At 71.6% G+C, this 12,643-nt stretch carries 19 protein-coding genes; 6 read left to right on the top strand and 13 right to left on the bottom strand.

The window, feature by feature from the left end:
* Window positions 1-114: 114 nt before the first annotated feature.
* Together ACIRQ9_RS11465 and ACIRQ9_RS11460 are read right to left on the bottom strand one after the other, a co-directional pair.
* Entirely contained in the window at window positions 115-474 is a 360-nt protein-coding gene (locus ACIRQ9_RS11465; protein WP_404170090.1) for a DoxX family protein, read from the bottom strand.
* Window positions 471-941, bottom strand: coding sequence for a cupin domain-containing protein (locus ACIRQ9_RS11460; protein ID WP_404170087.1), 471 nt, complete (start codon window positions 939-941; stop codon window positions 471-473). Before ACIRQ9_RS11460 ends, ACIRQ9_RS11465 begins: the two co-directional genes overlap by 4 nt.
* Window positions 942-1,030: 89 nt before the next feature.
* On the opposite strand from ACIRQ9_RS11460, the gene ACIRQ9_RS11455 reads away from it, so the two are divergent.
* Window positions 1,031-1,885, top strand: coding sequence for a LysR substrate-binding domain-containing protein (locus ACIRQ9_RS11455; RefSeq protein WP_404170892.1), 855 nt, complete (start codon window positions 1,031-1,033; stop codon window positions 1,883-1,885).
* Here the strand turns inward: ACIRQ9_RS11455 and ACIRQ9_RS11450 are convergent.
* Window positions 1,875-2,069, bottom strand: a complete 195-nt coding sequence (locus ACIRQ9_RS11450) for a DUF397 domain-containing protein (RefSeq protein WP_404170084.1) — start codon at window positions 2,067-2,069, stop codon at window positions 1,875-1,877. The two genes, ACIRQ9_RS11455 and ACIRQ9_RS11450, sit on opposite strands and share 11 nt — an antisense overlap.
* Window positions 2,051-2,893, bottom strand: a complete 843-nt coding sequence (locus tag ACIRQ9_RS11445) for a helix-turn-helix domain-containing protein (RefSeq protein WP_404170081.1) — start codon at window positions 2,891-2,893, stop codon at window positions 2,051-2,053. Before ACIRQ9_RS11445 ends, ACIRQ9_RS11450 begins: the two co-directional genes overlap by 19 nt.
* A gap of 176 nt (window positions 2,894-3,069) precedes the next feature.
* Here ACIRQ9_RS11445 and ACIRQ9_RS11440 point away from each other — a divergent pair, with 176 nt between their 5' ends.
* Window positions 3,070-3,444 carry a hypothetical protein gene (locus ACIRQ9_RS11440; RefSeq protein WP_404170078.1) on the top strand — a complete coding sequence of 125 codons (375 nt, stop codon included), beginning with the start codon at window positions 3,070-3,072 and terminating at the stop codon, window positions 3,442-3,444.
* A 22-nt stretch (window positions 3,445-3,466) separates the two neighbouring features.
* Window positions 3,467-3,829, top strand: a complete 363-nt coding sequence (locus tag ACIRQ9_RS11435) for a DsrE family protein (protein WP_404170075.1) — start codon at window positions 3,467-3,469, stop codon at window positions 3,827-3,829.
* Window positions 3,830-3,884: 55 nt separating this feature from the next.
* Here ACIRQ9_RS11435 and ACIRQ9_RS11430 read toward each other — a convergent pair whose 3' ends face one another.
* Window positions 3,885-4,286 carry a winged helix-turn-helix transcriptional regulator gene (locus ACIRQ9_RS11430; protein WP_404170072.1) on the bottom strand — a complete coding sequence of 134 codons (402 nt, stop codon included), beginning with the start codon at window positions 4,284-4,286 and terminating at the stop codon, window positions 3,885-3,887.
* Window positions 4,287-4,393: 107 nt separating this feature from the next.
* Between ACIRQ9_RS11430 and ACIRQ9_RS11425 the strand changes: the two genes are divergently transcribed.
* Window positions 4,394-5,239 carry an SDR family oxidoreductase gene (locus ACIRQ9_RS11425; protein ID WP_404170069.1) on the top strand — a complete coding sequence of 282 codons (846 nt, stop codon included), beginning with the start codon at window positions 4,394-4,396 and terminating at the stop codon, window positions 5,237-5,239.
* 17 nt (window positions 5,240-5,256) lie between these two features.
* Here ACIRQ9_RS11425 and ACIRQ9_RS11420 read toward each other — a convergent pair whose 3' ends face one another.
* The 8 genes from ACIRQ9_RS11420 to ACIRQ9_RS11385 form a co-directional block, all read right to left on the bottom strand.
* Window positions 5,257-5,520 (bottom strand): DUF3099 domain-containing protein, encoded by a 264-nt coding sequence (locus ACIRQ9_RS11420; protein WP_351328377.1) that lies wholly within the window; start codon window positions 5,518-5,520, stop codon window positions 5,257-5,259.
* 92 nt (window positions 5,521-5,612) lie between these two features.
* The gene (locus tag ACIRQ9_RS11415) at window positions 5,613-5,900 is read right to left on the bottom strand and encodes a DUF1416 domain-containing protein (protein WP_003991226.1); all 288 of its coding nucleotides are present in this window, start codon (window positions 5,898-5,900) and stop codon (window positions 5,613-5,615) included.
* Window positions 5,901-5,933: 33 nt separating this feature from the next.
* Window positions 5,934-6,773 (bottom strand): sulfurtransferase, encoded by an 840-nt coding sequence (locus ACIRQ9_RS11410; protein ID WP_404170065.1) that lies wholly within the window; start codon window positions 6,771-6,773, stop codon window positions 5,934-5,936.
* Between the two features lie 121 nt (window positions 6,774-6,894).
* Window positions 6,895-6,975, bottom strand: a complete 81-nt coding sequence (locus tag ACIRQ9_RS11405; protein WP_350751515.1) for an Ms5788A family Cys-rich leader peptide — start codon at window positions 6,973-6,975, stop codon at window positions 6,895-6,897.
* 204 nt (window positions 6,976-7,179) lie between these two features.
* Complete coding sequence (locus ACIRQ9_RS11400) at window positions 7,180-7,917, bottom strand: DUF2993 domain-containing protein (RefSeq protein ID WP_404170062.1); 738 nt, start codon at window positions 7,915-7,917, stop codon at window positions 7,180-7,182.
* A gap of 102 nt (window positions 7,918-8,019) precedes the next feature.
* Entirely contained in the window at window positions 8,020-9,111 is a 1,092-nt protein-coding gene (locus ACIRQ9_RS11395; protein ID WP_404170059.1) for a hypothetical protein, read from the bottom strand.
* A gap of 9 nt (window positions 9,112-9,120) precedes the next feature.
* Complete coding sequence (locus ACIRQ9_RS11390; RefSeq protein WP_351328385.1) at window positions 9,121-9,375, bottom strand: MoaD/ThiS family protein; 255 nt, start codon at window positions 9,373-9,375, stop codon at window positions 9,121-9,123.
* Window positions 9,376-9,446: 71 nt separating this feature from the next.
* Complete coding sequence (locus ACIRQ9_RS11385) at window positions 9,447-10,286, bottom strand: alpha/beta hydrolase family protein (protein ID WP_404170056.1); 840 nt, start codon at window positions 10,284-10,286, stop codon at window positions 9,447-9,449.
* A 179-nt stretch (window positions 10,287-10,465) separates the two neighbouring features.
* On the opposite strand from ACIRQ9_RS11385, the gene ACIRQ9_RS11380 reads away from it, so the two are divergent.
* Both ACIRQ9_RS11380 and ACIRQ9_RS11375 read left to right on the top strand, forming a co-directional pair.
* Complete coding sequence (locus tag ACIRQ9_RS11380) at window positions 10,466-11,254, top strand: response regulator transcription factor (protein ID WP_404170053.1); 789 nt, start codon at window positions 10,466-10,468, stop codon at window positions 11,252-11,254.
* A gap of 107 nt (window positions 11,255-11,361) precedes the next feature.
* The gene (locus tag ACIRQ9_RS11375; protein ID WP_404170050.1) at window positions 11,362-12,384 is read left to right on the top strand and encodes a LacI family DNA-binding transcriptional regulator; all 1,023 of its coding nucleotides are present in this window, start codon (window positions 11,362-11,364) and stop codon (window positions 12,382-12,384) included.
* Window positions 12,385-12,643 lie beyond the last annotated feature (259 nt).

Genomic DNA, 12,643 nt, shown 5'->3' with positions numbered 1-12,643 from the left:
TGTCTGGCGCGTCCAAGTGGATCCCCCAGTGGAAACGGGCGCGCGGATTCCTTGATCCGCGCGCCACAGGAGACTCATGGCAGACACACTGAGTTGTACAACGATTAATTACGATCAGGACACCGCGGCGAGCCAGACGGCAGCCGCCGCCGTGCACAGCAGCGCCCCGTTGAGGGCCACCTGACGGTCCCCCATCCGCACGTGCACCCTGATCGCACCGAGCTGGAGGACCGCGAGCCCGACCGCCGCCGCCACGGCCGTCCGGGGCGCGACGCCGGTCAGGCGCGGGAGCAGCAGCCCGAGGGCGCCGAGCAGTTCCACGGCGCCGAGCGCCCGCACGGCCGCCATCGGCATGCCGTCCACCCACGCCATCATCGGCCGCAGCCGCTCCCGGCTCCGTACGGCCTTCAGCCCGCCCGCGTAGAGGTAGAACAGCGCGAGCGGACCGGCGACGATCCCGTACGCGACGTTCATGAGGCGGGCTCGGTGGCGTACCGGCTCATCACCTCGGCGCTCGCCCGCGGGGTCGGCTCCCCGGTCGCGAAGAGGTCCCGCAGGTCCCGGAAGTACTGCACGTACAGGTCGGGCGTGAACGTGCTGAGCAGGACGGCCGGTTCGTCGGTGACGTTGGCGAAGGAGTGCGGGGCGCCGGGCGGCACCATCACCAGGGTGCCCGCGGTGGCGTCGTGCTCGTCCTCCCCGACCGTGAACCGCACGGATCCGGAGACGACGTAGAAGCCCTCGTCGTGCCGGGCGTGCCGGTGCTGCGGCGGTCCGGGGGTGCGCGGCGCGAGCACGGACTCGGCGATGCCGAGCCGGTGGCCCGTGGTCCGGCCGTCCTCCAGGACGCGCATCCGCGTGGCGCCGAGGACGAGGACCTCGCCGTCGTCCGGGCCGACGATCGATACGGCGGGGTCGGCGTGGTGGTCGTGGGTCGTCATGCCTCGATTCGACGGCCGGGACGGTACGGCTGTCCAAGACCTGTTCCGCCGCCTCGATACCCGATCGGTATCGTGGCCGTATGGAGCGGATCGAGCTGCGGACGCTGCGCTATTTCGTGGCCGTCGCCGAGGAACTCCACTTCGGCCGGGCCGCCGCGCGGCTCCACATGAGCCAGCCGCCGCTGAGCCGCGCGGTGAAGGGGCTGGAGAGCGAGATCGGCGCGGCGCTCTTCGAGCGGTCCCCGGCCGGTGTCACCCTCACCGCCGTCGGAGCCGTGCTGCTCGACGAGGCCCGTGTCCTCCTCGACCGGGCGGAGCGGCTGCGGGTACGGGTCGCCACGGCGGCCGGTGCCGCCACGCTCACCGTCGGCCTCCTCGGCGACAGCACGGATCCGGGTGTGCGCCGGCTGGCCCGCGCCTACCGCGACCGTCACCCGGGCGTCGGGATCAGCATCCGCGAGACCGACCTCACCGACCCCACCTGCGGGCTGCACGCCGGACTCGTGGACGTCGCGCTGACCCGTGCGCCCTTCGACGAAACGGGCCTGGTGGTGCGGCAGTTGCGGGCCGACCCGGTGGGTGCGCTGCTCCGCGCCGACGATCCGCTGGCCCGCCGGGAGAGCCTGACGCTGGCCGACCTCGCGGACCGGCAGTGGTTCCGGTTCCCGGCGGGCACGGACAGCCGCTGGCAGTCGTACTGGAACGGCGGGACGGAACGGGAGGGGCCGGTGGTGCGGGCGGTCCAGGAATGCCGGCAGGCGGTGCTGTGGAACGGCACGGTGGGCATGACGACGACCGGCCACGAACCGGGCGCCGGGCTCGTGACGGTGCCGGTCGTGGACATGCGGCCGAGCCGGGTGGTGGTGGCGTGGGTCGCCGGAGACGCCAATCCACTGCTGCGGCCGTTCGTCCAGGTGGCGGTGGAGGCCTACCTCAGCGCTTGACCCCGGCCACGAAGGCCGCCCAGGCGGCGGCCTCGAAGACGAGGGCCCCGCGAGAGGGGTCCTTGCTGTCACGGACGGGGACGAGGGAAGGGAGGCCGGGGGCGACTTCGAGGCAGTTGCCGCCGTCGGAGTTGCTGTAGCTGCTCCTGCGCCACGTCATGCTGCTCAGGTCGATGGCTCGCACGGCGCTTCCTCCAACATTCGCAAGATGAACGTCCGCGACTCGGCAGGCGTCAGAGCCAGGTCACGTACGTCATCATAAGTGCGGTGCAGGCGCTCGACCTTGCCCGATTCTTCGATGAGTTCGCCTCGTACGTCGTTCTCGGCATACGCGACGGTACGGCCGTCCGACAGCCGGAGAAACATGGTGTCGGTGCTGTCCAGGCCGTGCAGACCGGTGCCGAACGGCAGCACGTGCAAGGTGATGTTCGGGCGCTTCGCCGTCTCCGCCAGGTACTCCAGCTGGGCACGCCAATCCCGCGGATCACGAAGCGAGTTGTGTAGCACCGCCTCGAAGAGGATGACCCGGAAGTGCGGGGCGTCCGGCCCCTCCAGCACGTTTCGACGCCCGATCCTCGCCTCGATCTGCTGGTCCAGTTCCTCGTCCACCAGGCCACCGGCGGTGAGCGCCTCCCGCACGTATCCGGCCGTCTGGAGCAGCCCCGGAGGCCGGCTCACGGAGTACTGCCACAGGCTCACCGCCTCGGCCTCCAGCATCATGTACCGCCGGTACTGCTCCTTGAACTGGGACGGGTCGCCGACCGCCAGTTCCCACAGGGCCAGCAACAGCCCCGGCGTCCCGTAGTACTGGTCGAGCGCCTCGACGATCTCGGGGCTGCCGAGGCTCCGCCCGCTCTCCATCTTGCCGAAGGTGGAGGCGTCCCAGCCCAGTTCCTCGGCCAGCTCGCGCAGGCTCACCGCCTTCTCCGCCCGCAGGTGCCGCAACTCCTCCGCGAACCGCTGCCTGGGCTCCTGACTGCGCCCCGTCACCACCCGCCTCTGCGGCACCGCGCCCCTCCCTGGTACGCCATGGAATTTGTGGAATTAGCGCCGCCAGACGGGGAAGAACCGCTCACCATCGGCGTGCCTACCCCACCTCCGGGCCATGCTCGTAGCAGCCTCGATACCCAGAGTAGTCCAACTGGCGCATTTCGTATAGATGTTGGACGAAAGGAGCAAATGCCATGGAGCCCGGAACCCTGTTCTACGACACCGCCACCGACCAGGTCGGCGAGTACCGGGACCGGTCGGGGCCGTACGCGATGCTGCGGCCCGTCGGCGGCGGCAGGGAGTGGCAGGCCGACCCGGCGGCGCTGCGCCCCGCCACCGACAGAGAACGCCTCCGTGCCGGCGTACGCGCGGCGAACGACCGCAGCACGTGGGGCGTGCCGTCGGGGCCCGACGACCTGAGCCGGCCGCCCCAGCCCGTTCCCGGCTGTGCGGCGTGCGCGGAACTCGGCGACCGCAGGAAGGCGGCGCTGGCCGCCTTCGACCACAGCGCGGCCACCGACGCGAACGTGCTGCTGCGGCAGCACCAGCGCGTGCAGCACCAGCCATGACGCGGCCGATTACCCTGCACGCATGGCGAAAAAGCTCGTGATCAAGGTGACGGCCGGGGCGGACGCCCCGGAGCGGTGCTCGCAGGCGTTCACGGTGGCGGCGGTGGCCGTCGCCAGCGGCGTCGAGGTGTCGATGTGGCTGACCGGGGAGTCCGCGTGGTTCGCGCTGCCGGGGCGGGCCGCCGAGTTCGAGCTGCCGCACGCCGCTCCGCTGCCCGACCTGCTCGACTCGATCCTGGCGGGCGGCACGCTCACGCTCTGCACGCAGTGCGCGGCACGCCGGGACATCACGGAGAAGGACGTCGTCGAGGGCGTGCGGATCGCGGGTGCGCAGGTCTTCGTGCAGGAGGCGATGGCCGAGGGGACGCAGGCGCTCGTCTACTAGGGCCTGTCTGACCATTCCCGTCGTCGCCCGGCAGACGGGAATGGTCAGACAGGTCCTAGGCGCGCGGGGAGCCCGCGTCGTCGTATCGCTGCCGGGCCGCCTCGACGTGGTCGAGGTGGTCGCCGCCCCATGCGGCGAGGTGGGCGAAGAGCGGGGCCAGGGTGGCACCGAGGTCGCTGATCTCGTACTCGACGCGCGGCGGCACCTCGGGATAGTAGGTGCGTACGACCAGCCCGTCCCGTTCCAGCCGGCGCAGCCGCTGGGTGAGCACCTTCGGCGTGATGCCCTTGATCCGCCGCTCCAGCTGGACGAACCGCTGGCGGCCGAAGGTGTGCAGGGACCAGAGGATCGGCGTGGTCCACCGGCTGAACACGATGTCCACGACCGGGGAGACCGGGCAGGCCAGCTCCGGGTCGGACAGGGCGTCGGGCGCCGGGCGCCGGGTCCGGGCCGTCATGAGCCACACCCCTCCGAGGTAGTCACTTTCCTCTGGGTACCTACTATACCGACCCTGTTAGCGTCGCCGTCGTCGCGGAAGACCACCGGAGAGTACGGGAGTTGGACATGATCGTGGTGACGGGTGCGACCGGGAACGTGGGCCGGTCGCTGGTGGCGGCCCTGGCGCGGACCGGGGAACGGGTGACGGCGGTGTCCCGGGGGATCGCCTCGGCGGAGCTGCCGGACGGGGTCGTGCGGGTGCGGGCCGATCTGGCCGAGCCGGAGAGCCTGCGGCCCGCGCTCGACGGCGCCGGGGCGCTGTTCCTGCACGACGGCGGCACCGGCGGGCACGGGCTCGACGCGCGGGCGGTGCTGGCGGTCGCCCGGGACGCCGGAGTGGCGCGGGTGGTGCTGCTCTCCTCGCAGGCCGTGGTGACCAGGCCGCAGTCGCCTTCGCACGGCGGAGCGATGCGGGCGGTCGAGGACGCGGTGCGCGGATCGGGCCTGGCCTGGACGGTCCTGCGGGCCGGTGGCTTCGCGTCCAACGCCTTCGCGTGGGCCGGTTCGGTGCGCGCCGAGCGGACCGTGGCCGCGCCGTTCGGTGACGTCGGGATTCCCGTGGTCGACCCGGCGGACCTCGCGGAGGTCGCCGCGGTCGCGCTGCGCAAGGACGAACACACCGGCCGGACCTACGAGTTGACCGGACCCGCGGCCGTCACGCCCCGGCAGCAGGCGGCGGCCATCGGTGCGGCCCTCGGCGAGCCGGTGCGGTTCGTGGAGCTGACCCGGGACGCGGCGCGCGCCCGGATGGCCGCGTTCATGCCGGAGGCGGTGGTGGACACGACGCTGGCGGTGCTCGGCGAGCCGACCGCGGCCGAGCTGCGGCTCAGCCCGGACGTCCAGGACGTGCTCGGCCGCGCGCCCGGGACCTTCGCCGCGTGGGCGCGGCGCAACGCCGGGGCGTTCCGGTAGGCCGCGACGGTCGGGCCTCAGGAGCGGGGGCGCTTCTTCCCGTCCAGTTCGTCCCACCACTCGTCGGACTTGGGATCGCCGGACGGGTCGTCCCACCAGCGGTCGTCCGGGCCCCGGCGGTTCGCGACCATCGCGGCGACGGGCGGGATGACCATGGCCACCACGCACATTCCCACGGCGGCCGGGACCGACCAGATGCGCACGACTCCCCAGGCCAGGACGAAGAGACCGATGCAGATCCCCATCATGACGAAGTAGACGCGACGCCGCCGGGCCAGCATGCATCCAGGGTAGGCCGGGCGGGCGGACACGGCGAAGGGCCGCACCCCGGGTCCTCGGTCCCCAGGTGCGGCCCTCGTGTCCGTCCGGCAGGTCAGACGGCGATCGCGACCTCGGCCAGGCCGCCCTGCTGGGCGACGACCGTGCGGTCGGCGGTGGCGCCGGGGACGAGGGCGCGGACGGTCCAGGTGCCCTCCGCCGCGTAGAAGCGGAACTGTCCGGTGGCGGAGGTCGGGACCTCCGCGGTGAACTCGCCGGTCGAGTCGAGCAGGCGGACGTAGCCGACCACGGGCTCGCCGTCCTTCGTCACCTGCCCCTGGATCGTGGTCTCACCGGGCTTGATCGTCGAGGCGTCCGGGCCGCCGGCCTTCGCTCCACACATACCGAAACTCCAGAGGTCTTGAAAGGGCGGGGCTTACTTGGCGGCGCCGAGCTCGATCGGGACGCCGACGAGGCTGCCGTACTCGGTCCAGGAGCCGTCGTAGTTCTTAACGTTCTCGACACCGAGCAGCTCGTGCAGGACGAACCAGGTCAGCGCCGAGCGCTCGCCGATGCGGCAGTAGGCGATGGTGTCCTTGGCGAGGTCCACCTGCTCGGCGGCGTACAGCTCCTTGAGCTCGTCGTCCGACTTGAAGGTGCCGTCGTCGTTGGCGTTCTTCGACCACGGGATGTTCCGGGCGGACGGGACGTGGCCCGGACGCTGGGACTGCTCCTGCGGCAGGTGGGCCGGGGCGAGCAGCTTGCCGGAGAACTCGTCGGGGGACCGCACGTCGACGAGGTTCTGGCTGCCGATGGCGGCCACGACGTCGTCGCGGAAGGCACGGATCGCGGTGTTCTGCGGCTTGGCGGTGTAGGTGGTCTCGGTGCGCTCCGGGACCTCCTCGACCAGCTCGCGGGCGTCCAGCTCCCACTTCTTGCGGCCGCCGTCGAGAAGCTTGACGTTCTCGTGGCCGTAGAGCTTGAAGTACCAGTAGGCGTAGGACGCGAACCAGTTGTTGTTGCCGCCGTACAGGATCACCAGGGTGTCGTTGCCGATGCCCTTCGCCGACAGGAGCTTCTCGAAGCCCTCCTGGTCGATGAAGTCGCGGCGGACCGGGTCCTGCAGGTCCTTGGTCCAGTCGATGCGGATCGCGCCACGGATGTGGTTCTTGTCGTAGGCGGAGGTGTCCTCGTCCACCTCCACGATCGCGATGTCGGCGTTGTCCAGGTTGTCCTGGACCCAATCGGCGTCGACCAGGACGTCGCTGCGGCTCATGCTCGTTCTCCTCCGGGGCAGGTGCGGCGGTGCGTGCGAGTGCGGGGTGCGCGCGCGGACGCGCGCACGGGTCCCTCGGCAAGGGAGGGCAGGGGGGATGCGGAGGCAGCGGCCTCCACCGTCAGAAGGGGCGACAGAGCATGGCGGCGACGCGGCACAGGTCGACTGCCCGCCGCTTCGTGAGATCCGCCTGACGCTTCATGGGCTCGATCGTAGGGACGGATGACCGGGCATGTCACCGGCATGTCGCATGATGAGACACGATCGTCCGGATTGTGGGACGCACAACGGCCCCGAGGCGTGACCGGGCCGCGGCGGCCGCATCGCGACGGGTGTCGCTTCTGCGGTACGGACGCCTTCGTCTCGGCAGATGGACAGGTGCCGCCGGTCGCCGCCGAGCCGCCTTCTACCCGGCCAGCCGGACGTTCGAACCCGTCACCCCGATCTCCACACCGTCGGCCGCGGCCTCCACCTTGTCCAGCCGGATGCCGCCGGGCAGCTTGTCGATCGCCTGCTGGAAGTCGGACGCCTGCCGGAACCGGTCCTCGATCAGGCTGACCCCGGCCAGCTTGGGCAGGTTGTCGGCGTGCACCTGCACGGAGTCGTTCTTGACGGCGACCGTGCTGACGAGGTCCACCTTCTGGTGCGCGTTCACGCCGGGGACGGTGATGTCGAGGGTGACCTTGATCTTGCCGTTGCCGCCGTCGGCGAGGCCCACGACCCTGCCGGTGAACCCGAGACCGAGGTCGGTGGGCTCGGTGTCCACGTTCTTCAGCAGTTCGGCGTAGGGGATGAGCGCGCTGCCGGTGGCGGTCCGCGCGGTGGCGGAGCTGTAGTCGCCGGTGAAGGTGACGCCCTTCATGTCGGCCTTCAGGTCCTGGATCCGGATCGTCCTGCCCGCCGTACCGGTGCTGGCGTCGTAGTCCTTGATGCCGACCCGCACGTCGTCCAGCGTGCCGCCGGCGACCTGGGTGAGGAACGGGAACCCCTCGATGGAGACGTCGGGGTCGCTCGCCAGGCCCTCCGTCGTCTTCAGCTTGCCGGCGGCCTCGCCCTCGGCGAAGTGCACGGCCACCCGGTCCACGACCACGAAGAGCACGCCGAGGATCACGACGACGATCAGGAAGATACGCAGGGCTCGCATGGTGATGGGGTCCCCCGGGTCGGCGTTCGATAACGACGGGTTCACGCTAACCCCGCCACGGACGCCGACCGGGACTTTGTCGAACACCTGTGACAGGCGCCGCTAGCGCCCCAGGATCCACACCGCCGGGGCCGCCGCCGCCAGCGGCAGTGCCACGCCCGCCGTGAAGTGGACGAACCGCGACGGATAGTCGTAGCTCGCCGCACGGTGACCGGCCAGCGCGCACACCGCGGCCCCGGCCCCGATCAGCGCGCCCTTGGTGCCCACTCCGGTCATGCCGCCCACCGCGATGCCCGCTCCGGTCGCGGCCAGCACCGACACGGCCACCGAGGCCGCCGTGGGCAGCGGCAGCGCGCGGGCCACCACCGCCACCGCGACCGCCGCCGCGCCCACCGACGCCGCGTCCGGGTCGGCGCCGAGGAAACCGGTCGCGATGATCGCCAGCGCGGAGGCGGCGACCGTGGCCATCAGGCCGTACATCCGGGTGTCGGGGTCCGCGTGCGAGCGCAGCTGGAGGACCAGGGAGAGCAGGACCCAGATGCCCAGCGGGCCGAGGATCGCCGCCGGCGCCTGGTCACGGCCGGCCACCAGGACCGCGGCGTCCGCCGCCAGCGCGCCCAGGAAGGCGAGGGCGATGCCCTGCCGGGCCGGCCACATGCCGTTCAGCCGGAACCAGCCCGCCGCCGTCACCGCCTGGAGGACGACCAGCGGGACCGCCAGGACATACGGGGAGACCGGCGCCGCCACCGCCAGCAGCAGGCCCAGCAGGCCCGTCAGCAGGGCCGGCTGCATCCCCGGCTCGATGACGGGCGAGCGGCCCTCCAGGCGGGCCCGCTGCGCGTCGGTGACGCGCGCGTTGCCGGCCAGGGTGGCGGGACCGTAGCCGCTGCCGGACTCGCCGGGACCCGCCCCGGCGGCCGGAGGCGGTGTGTGCACCGGCTGCTGCGGCTGCTGGACGTGGCCGGGCTGCTGCTGGACCGGAGGCTGCTGCTGGGCCGGCGGATACGCCGACTGGGGCAGGTACGCCGTCTCGGCCGCCGGCGGCTGGGCCGCCTGCACCGGTGCGTGCGTCTGCGTCTCCCAGGTCTGGCCCTGCCACTGCTGCGTGGCGTACTGCTGCTCCTCGTAGCCCCACTGGGGCTGGGCGGGAGGCTGCTGGTACGGGTCGTAGCCCTCGTACGGCTGGTTGCTCATCGGTCTCGCTCACCCTCCTGCGAACGGCGGGAGCACCTCGACCGTGCCGCCCTCGGCCAGCCGTACCGTCTCATGTTCGCGCGTCCCCGCGGGGTCACCGTCGACGAGGAAGGAGCATCGCCGCAGAACGCGCGCGAGTTCTCCGGGGTGTCGCGCACGCACCGCGTCCAGCGCCTCGGCGAGGGTGTCCGCGTCGTACGGCTCCTCGGCGACGCCGGCCGCGGCCTTCGCGGCGGCCCAGTAGCGCACCGTGACCTTGGGCATCAGCTTCCTCTGAAGACTCGGCGGGAACCGGTGGGAACATTCGATCGGCTGTGTGGCTGTACGGGCTCAGGCTAGCCCGCCCGGGAAACCGCCCAGTCGCCGATCCTGGCGAGCAGCCGGTCGTCCGCGGCGTGTTCGGCGTGGCCCATGCCCGGTTCCAGCCAGAGTTCGGCCGCGTCACCCGCGGCGTCGGCGAGCATCCGGGGGTGGTCGACCGGGAAGTAGCCGTCGCTGTCGCCGTGCACGATCAGCAGGGGCGTGGGGGCGATCCGCGGCACCGCCTGCACCGGGGAGAGCGGCACCGGGTTCCAGTCGCGGTGGTGGATACGGGTGCGGAAGCCGTAGCGGCCGACCAGCCGGCCCGCCGGACGGGTGACGAGCCAGTGCACGCGGCGCATCGGGGCGGTGCCGCGGTAGTACCAGCGGGCCGGCGAGGACACGGAGACGACGGCGTCCGCCCCCGCGGCGTCGAGCGCCGCGTGCCGCAGCACCACGGAGCCGCCCATCGAGAAACCGACGGTCACCACCCGGTCGTGCCCGAGGCCGCGCGCCCAGCGCACCGCCGCCGCCAGGTCGAGGACCTCCCGGTCACCGACCGTGGTGCGGCCGCCGGAGCGGCCATGGCCCCGGAAGGAGAAGCTGACCACCGGGGCGAACCGGTTCAGCGCGGCCACCACCCGTCGAACATGCGGCCGGTCCACGTCGCCGGTGAAGCCGTGGGCCAGGACGAACACCAGGTCACGGGAAGGTGGCCGGGAGCCGTCGTATACAACGGAGGCGGGATCGTATACGGAATCGATGGAAATCCCGTCTTCCGTGCGCAGAAACGTCCGGATAGGGGCGCTTCTGCTCGTCTCACAGTTCGGACGAATGACGGAACGTGCCACATGACCTGCCGGACCGTTGCTCATGTGGGCTATTCTGCTGTGCAGAGGACTCGGGCAGCGCCGCCACCGGGTCCTTTTGTGCTTTCGGAAGCTCTGTATACAAAGCGGGAACCTCCAGGTGACCGCGGACGTACGGGGGCTCGGGAGCGCAGCGCAGTGTCATTGCACACAGTCCTCGCAGGGACCGAGGAGGAACCAGTCGTATGAGTTCTCTGCTGCTCCTGACCAACGCCCTCCAGCCGTCGACAGAAGTACTGCCCGCGCTCGGGCTGCTCCTGCACAATGTGCGGGTCGCCCCCGCCGAGGGCCCCGCCCTCGTCGACACCCCCGGCGCCGACGTCATCCTGATCGACGGCCGCCGCGACCTCCCGCAGGTCCGCAGCCTCTGCCAGCTGCTCCGCTCGACCGGACCCGGCTGTCCGCTGATCCTGGTCGTCACCGAGGGCGGCCTCGCCGCCGTCACCGCCGACTGGGGCATCGACGACGTGCTCCTCGACACCGCGGGACCCGCCGAGGTCGAGGCCCGGCTGCGGCTCGCCATGGGCCGCCAGCAGATCGTCAACGACGACTCGCCGATGGAGATCCGCAACGGCGACCTCTCGGTGGACGAGGCGACCTACAGCGCCAAGCTGAAGGGACGGGTCCTCGACCTCACCTTCAAGGAGTTCGAGCTCCTCAAGTACCTCGCCCAGCACCCCGGCCGGGTGTTCACACGTGCACAGCTGCTGCAGGAGGTCTGGGGGTACGACTACTTCGGCGGCACCCGGACCGTCGACGTGCACGTACGACGGCTGCGCGCGAAACTCGGCCCCGAGCACGAGTCCTTGATCGGGACCGTCCGGAACGTCGGTTATCGATTCGTTACCCCGGAGAAGGGCGACCGGGGCGAGCGCGTCGGCGACGGGTCCAGGGCACGCGCCGAGGGTCCAAAGCCGGAGGATGCGGACGCTTCGGCGGCCGTGGACGCGGCAGAGGTGCCGGCGGAGGCGTAATGGCGGTCGGGCGACGGCATGACCGCCGCCCGGACGGGGCATTGCTTCCGCAAGCCGGCCTCCGGTTTTCCCTGCCCAGAGCGGGTCCATCCGCGTAGACTCCGCGCGTGGCCAAGGTGACTCGGGATGATGTGGCGCGGCTGGCGGGAACTTCGACCGCCGTGGTCAGTTATGTCATCAACAACGGACCCCGGCCGGTCGCACCGGCCACGCGCGAGCGCGTCCTCGCCGCGATCAAGGAACTGGGGTACCGGCCGGACCGGGTCGCCCAGGCGATGGCGTCCCGGCGCACGGACCTCATAGGCCTCATCATCCCCGACGCCCGCCAGCCCTTCTTCGGGGAGATGGCGCACGCCGTGGAACAGGCCGCCTCCGAGCGCGGGAAGATGGTCCTGGTCGGCAACACCGACTACGTGGGCGAACGCGAGGTCCACTACCTGCGCGCGTTCCTCGGGATGCGGGTCTCGGGCCTCATCCTCGTCTCCCACGCCCTGAACGACCTGGCCGCCGCCGAGATAGACGCCTGGGACGCCCGGGTGGTGCTGCTGCACGAGCGGCCGGAGGCGATCGACGACGTGGCCGTGGTGACGGACGACCTGGGCGGCGCCCAGCTCGCCGTCCGGCACCTGCTGGAGCACGGCTACGAGTACGTGGCCTGCATGGGCGGCACCGCCGACACCCCGGCCGTCGGCGACCCGGTCTCCGACCACGTCGAGGGCTGGAAGCGGGCCATGGCGGAGGCGGGCCTGCCCACGGAGGGCCGGCTGGTCGAGGCGCCGTACAACCGGTACGACGCGTACCGGGTGGCCCTGGAGATGCTGGCCGGCCCCGACCGGCCGCCGGCCATCTTCTGCTCCACCGACGACCAGGCGATCGGCGTGCTGCGCGCGGCCCGCGAACTGCGCATCGAGGTGCCGGGAGAGCTGGCGGTGGCCGGCTTCGACGACATCAAGGAGGCGGCGCTCGCGGATCCGCCGCTGACGACGATCGCGTCGGACCGGCCGGCGATGGCACGTGCGGCGGTGGACCTGGTCCTTGACGACGGACTGCGGGTGGCGGGGTCGCGCCGGGAGCGGCTGAAGACGTTTCCCTCGCGGTTGGTGGTGCGGGGGTCCTGCGGCTGCGGGTAGTTCTTGGGCCGCGGGTAGTTCTTGGGCCGCGGGCAGTTCTTCGGCCGCGGGCAGTTCTTCGGCCGCGGCCCGGTGGGGGCCGTTCGCGCAGTTCCCCGCGCCCCTGAAGGGGCCGCAGCCCGCCACGAAGCCTTGATGAACGGTTTCTGAGAGACCGGCCCGACCTGCGAGAAGGTTCCTTATATCGGGCAAACGCGGTTCTCGCGGCGTTCTCAGCGGGCCCTCAGGAAGCTCTCATGGTCACGGGACAAGCTAAATG

The sequence above is a fragment of the Streptomyces sp. NPDC101237 genome (assembly GCF_044767465.1).
Taxonomy (GTDB): Bacteria; Actinomycetota; Actinomycetes; order Streptomycetales; family Streptomycetaceae; genus Streptomyces; species Streptomyces gramineus.
This window is presented reverse-complemented; position numbering and strand designations above follow the sequence as displayed.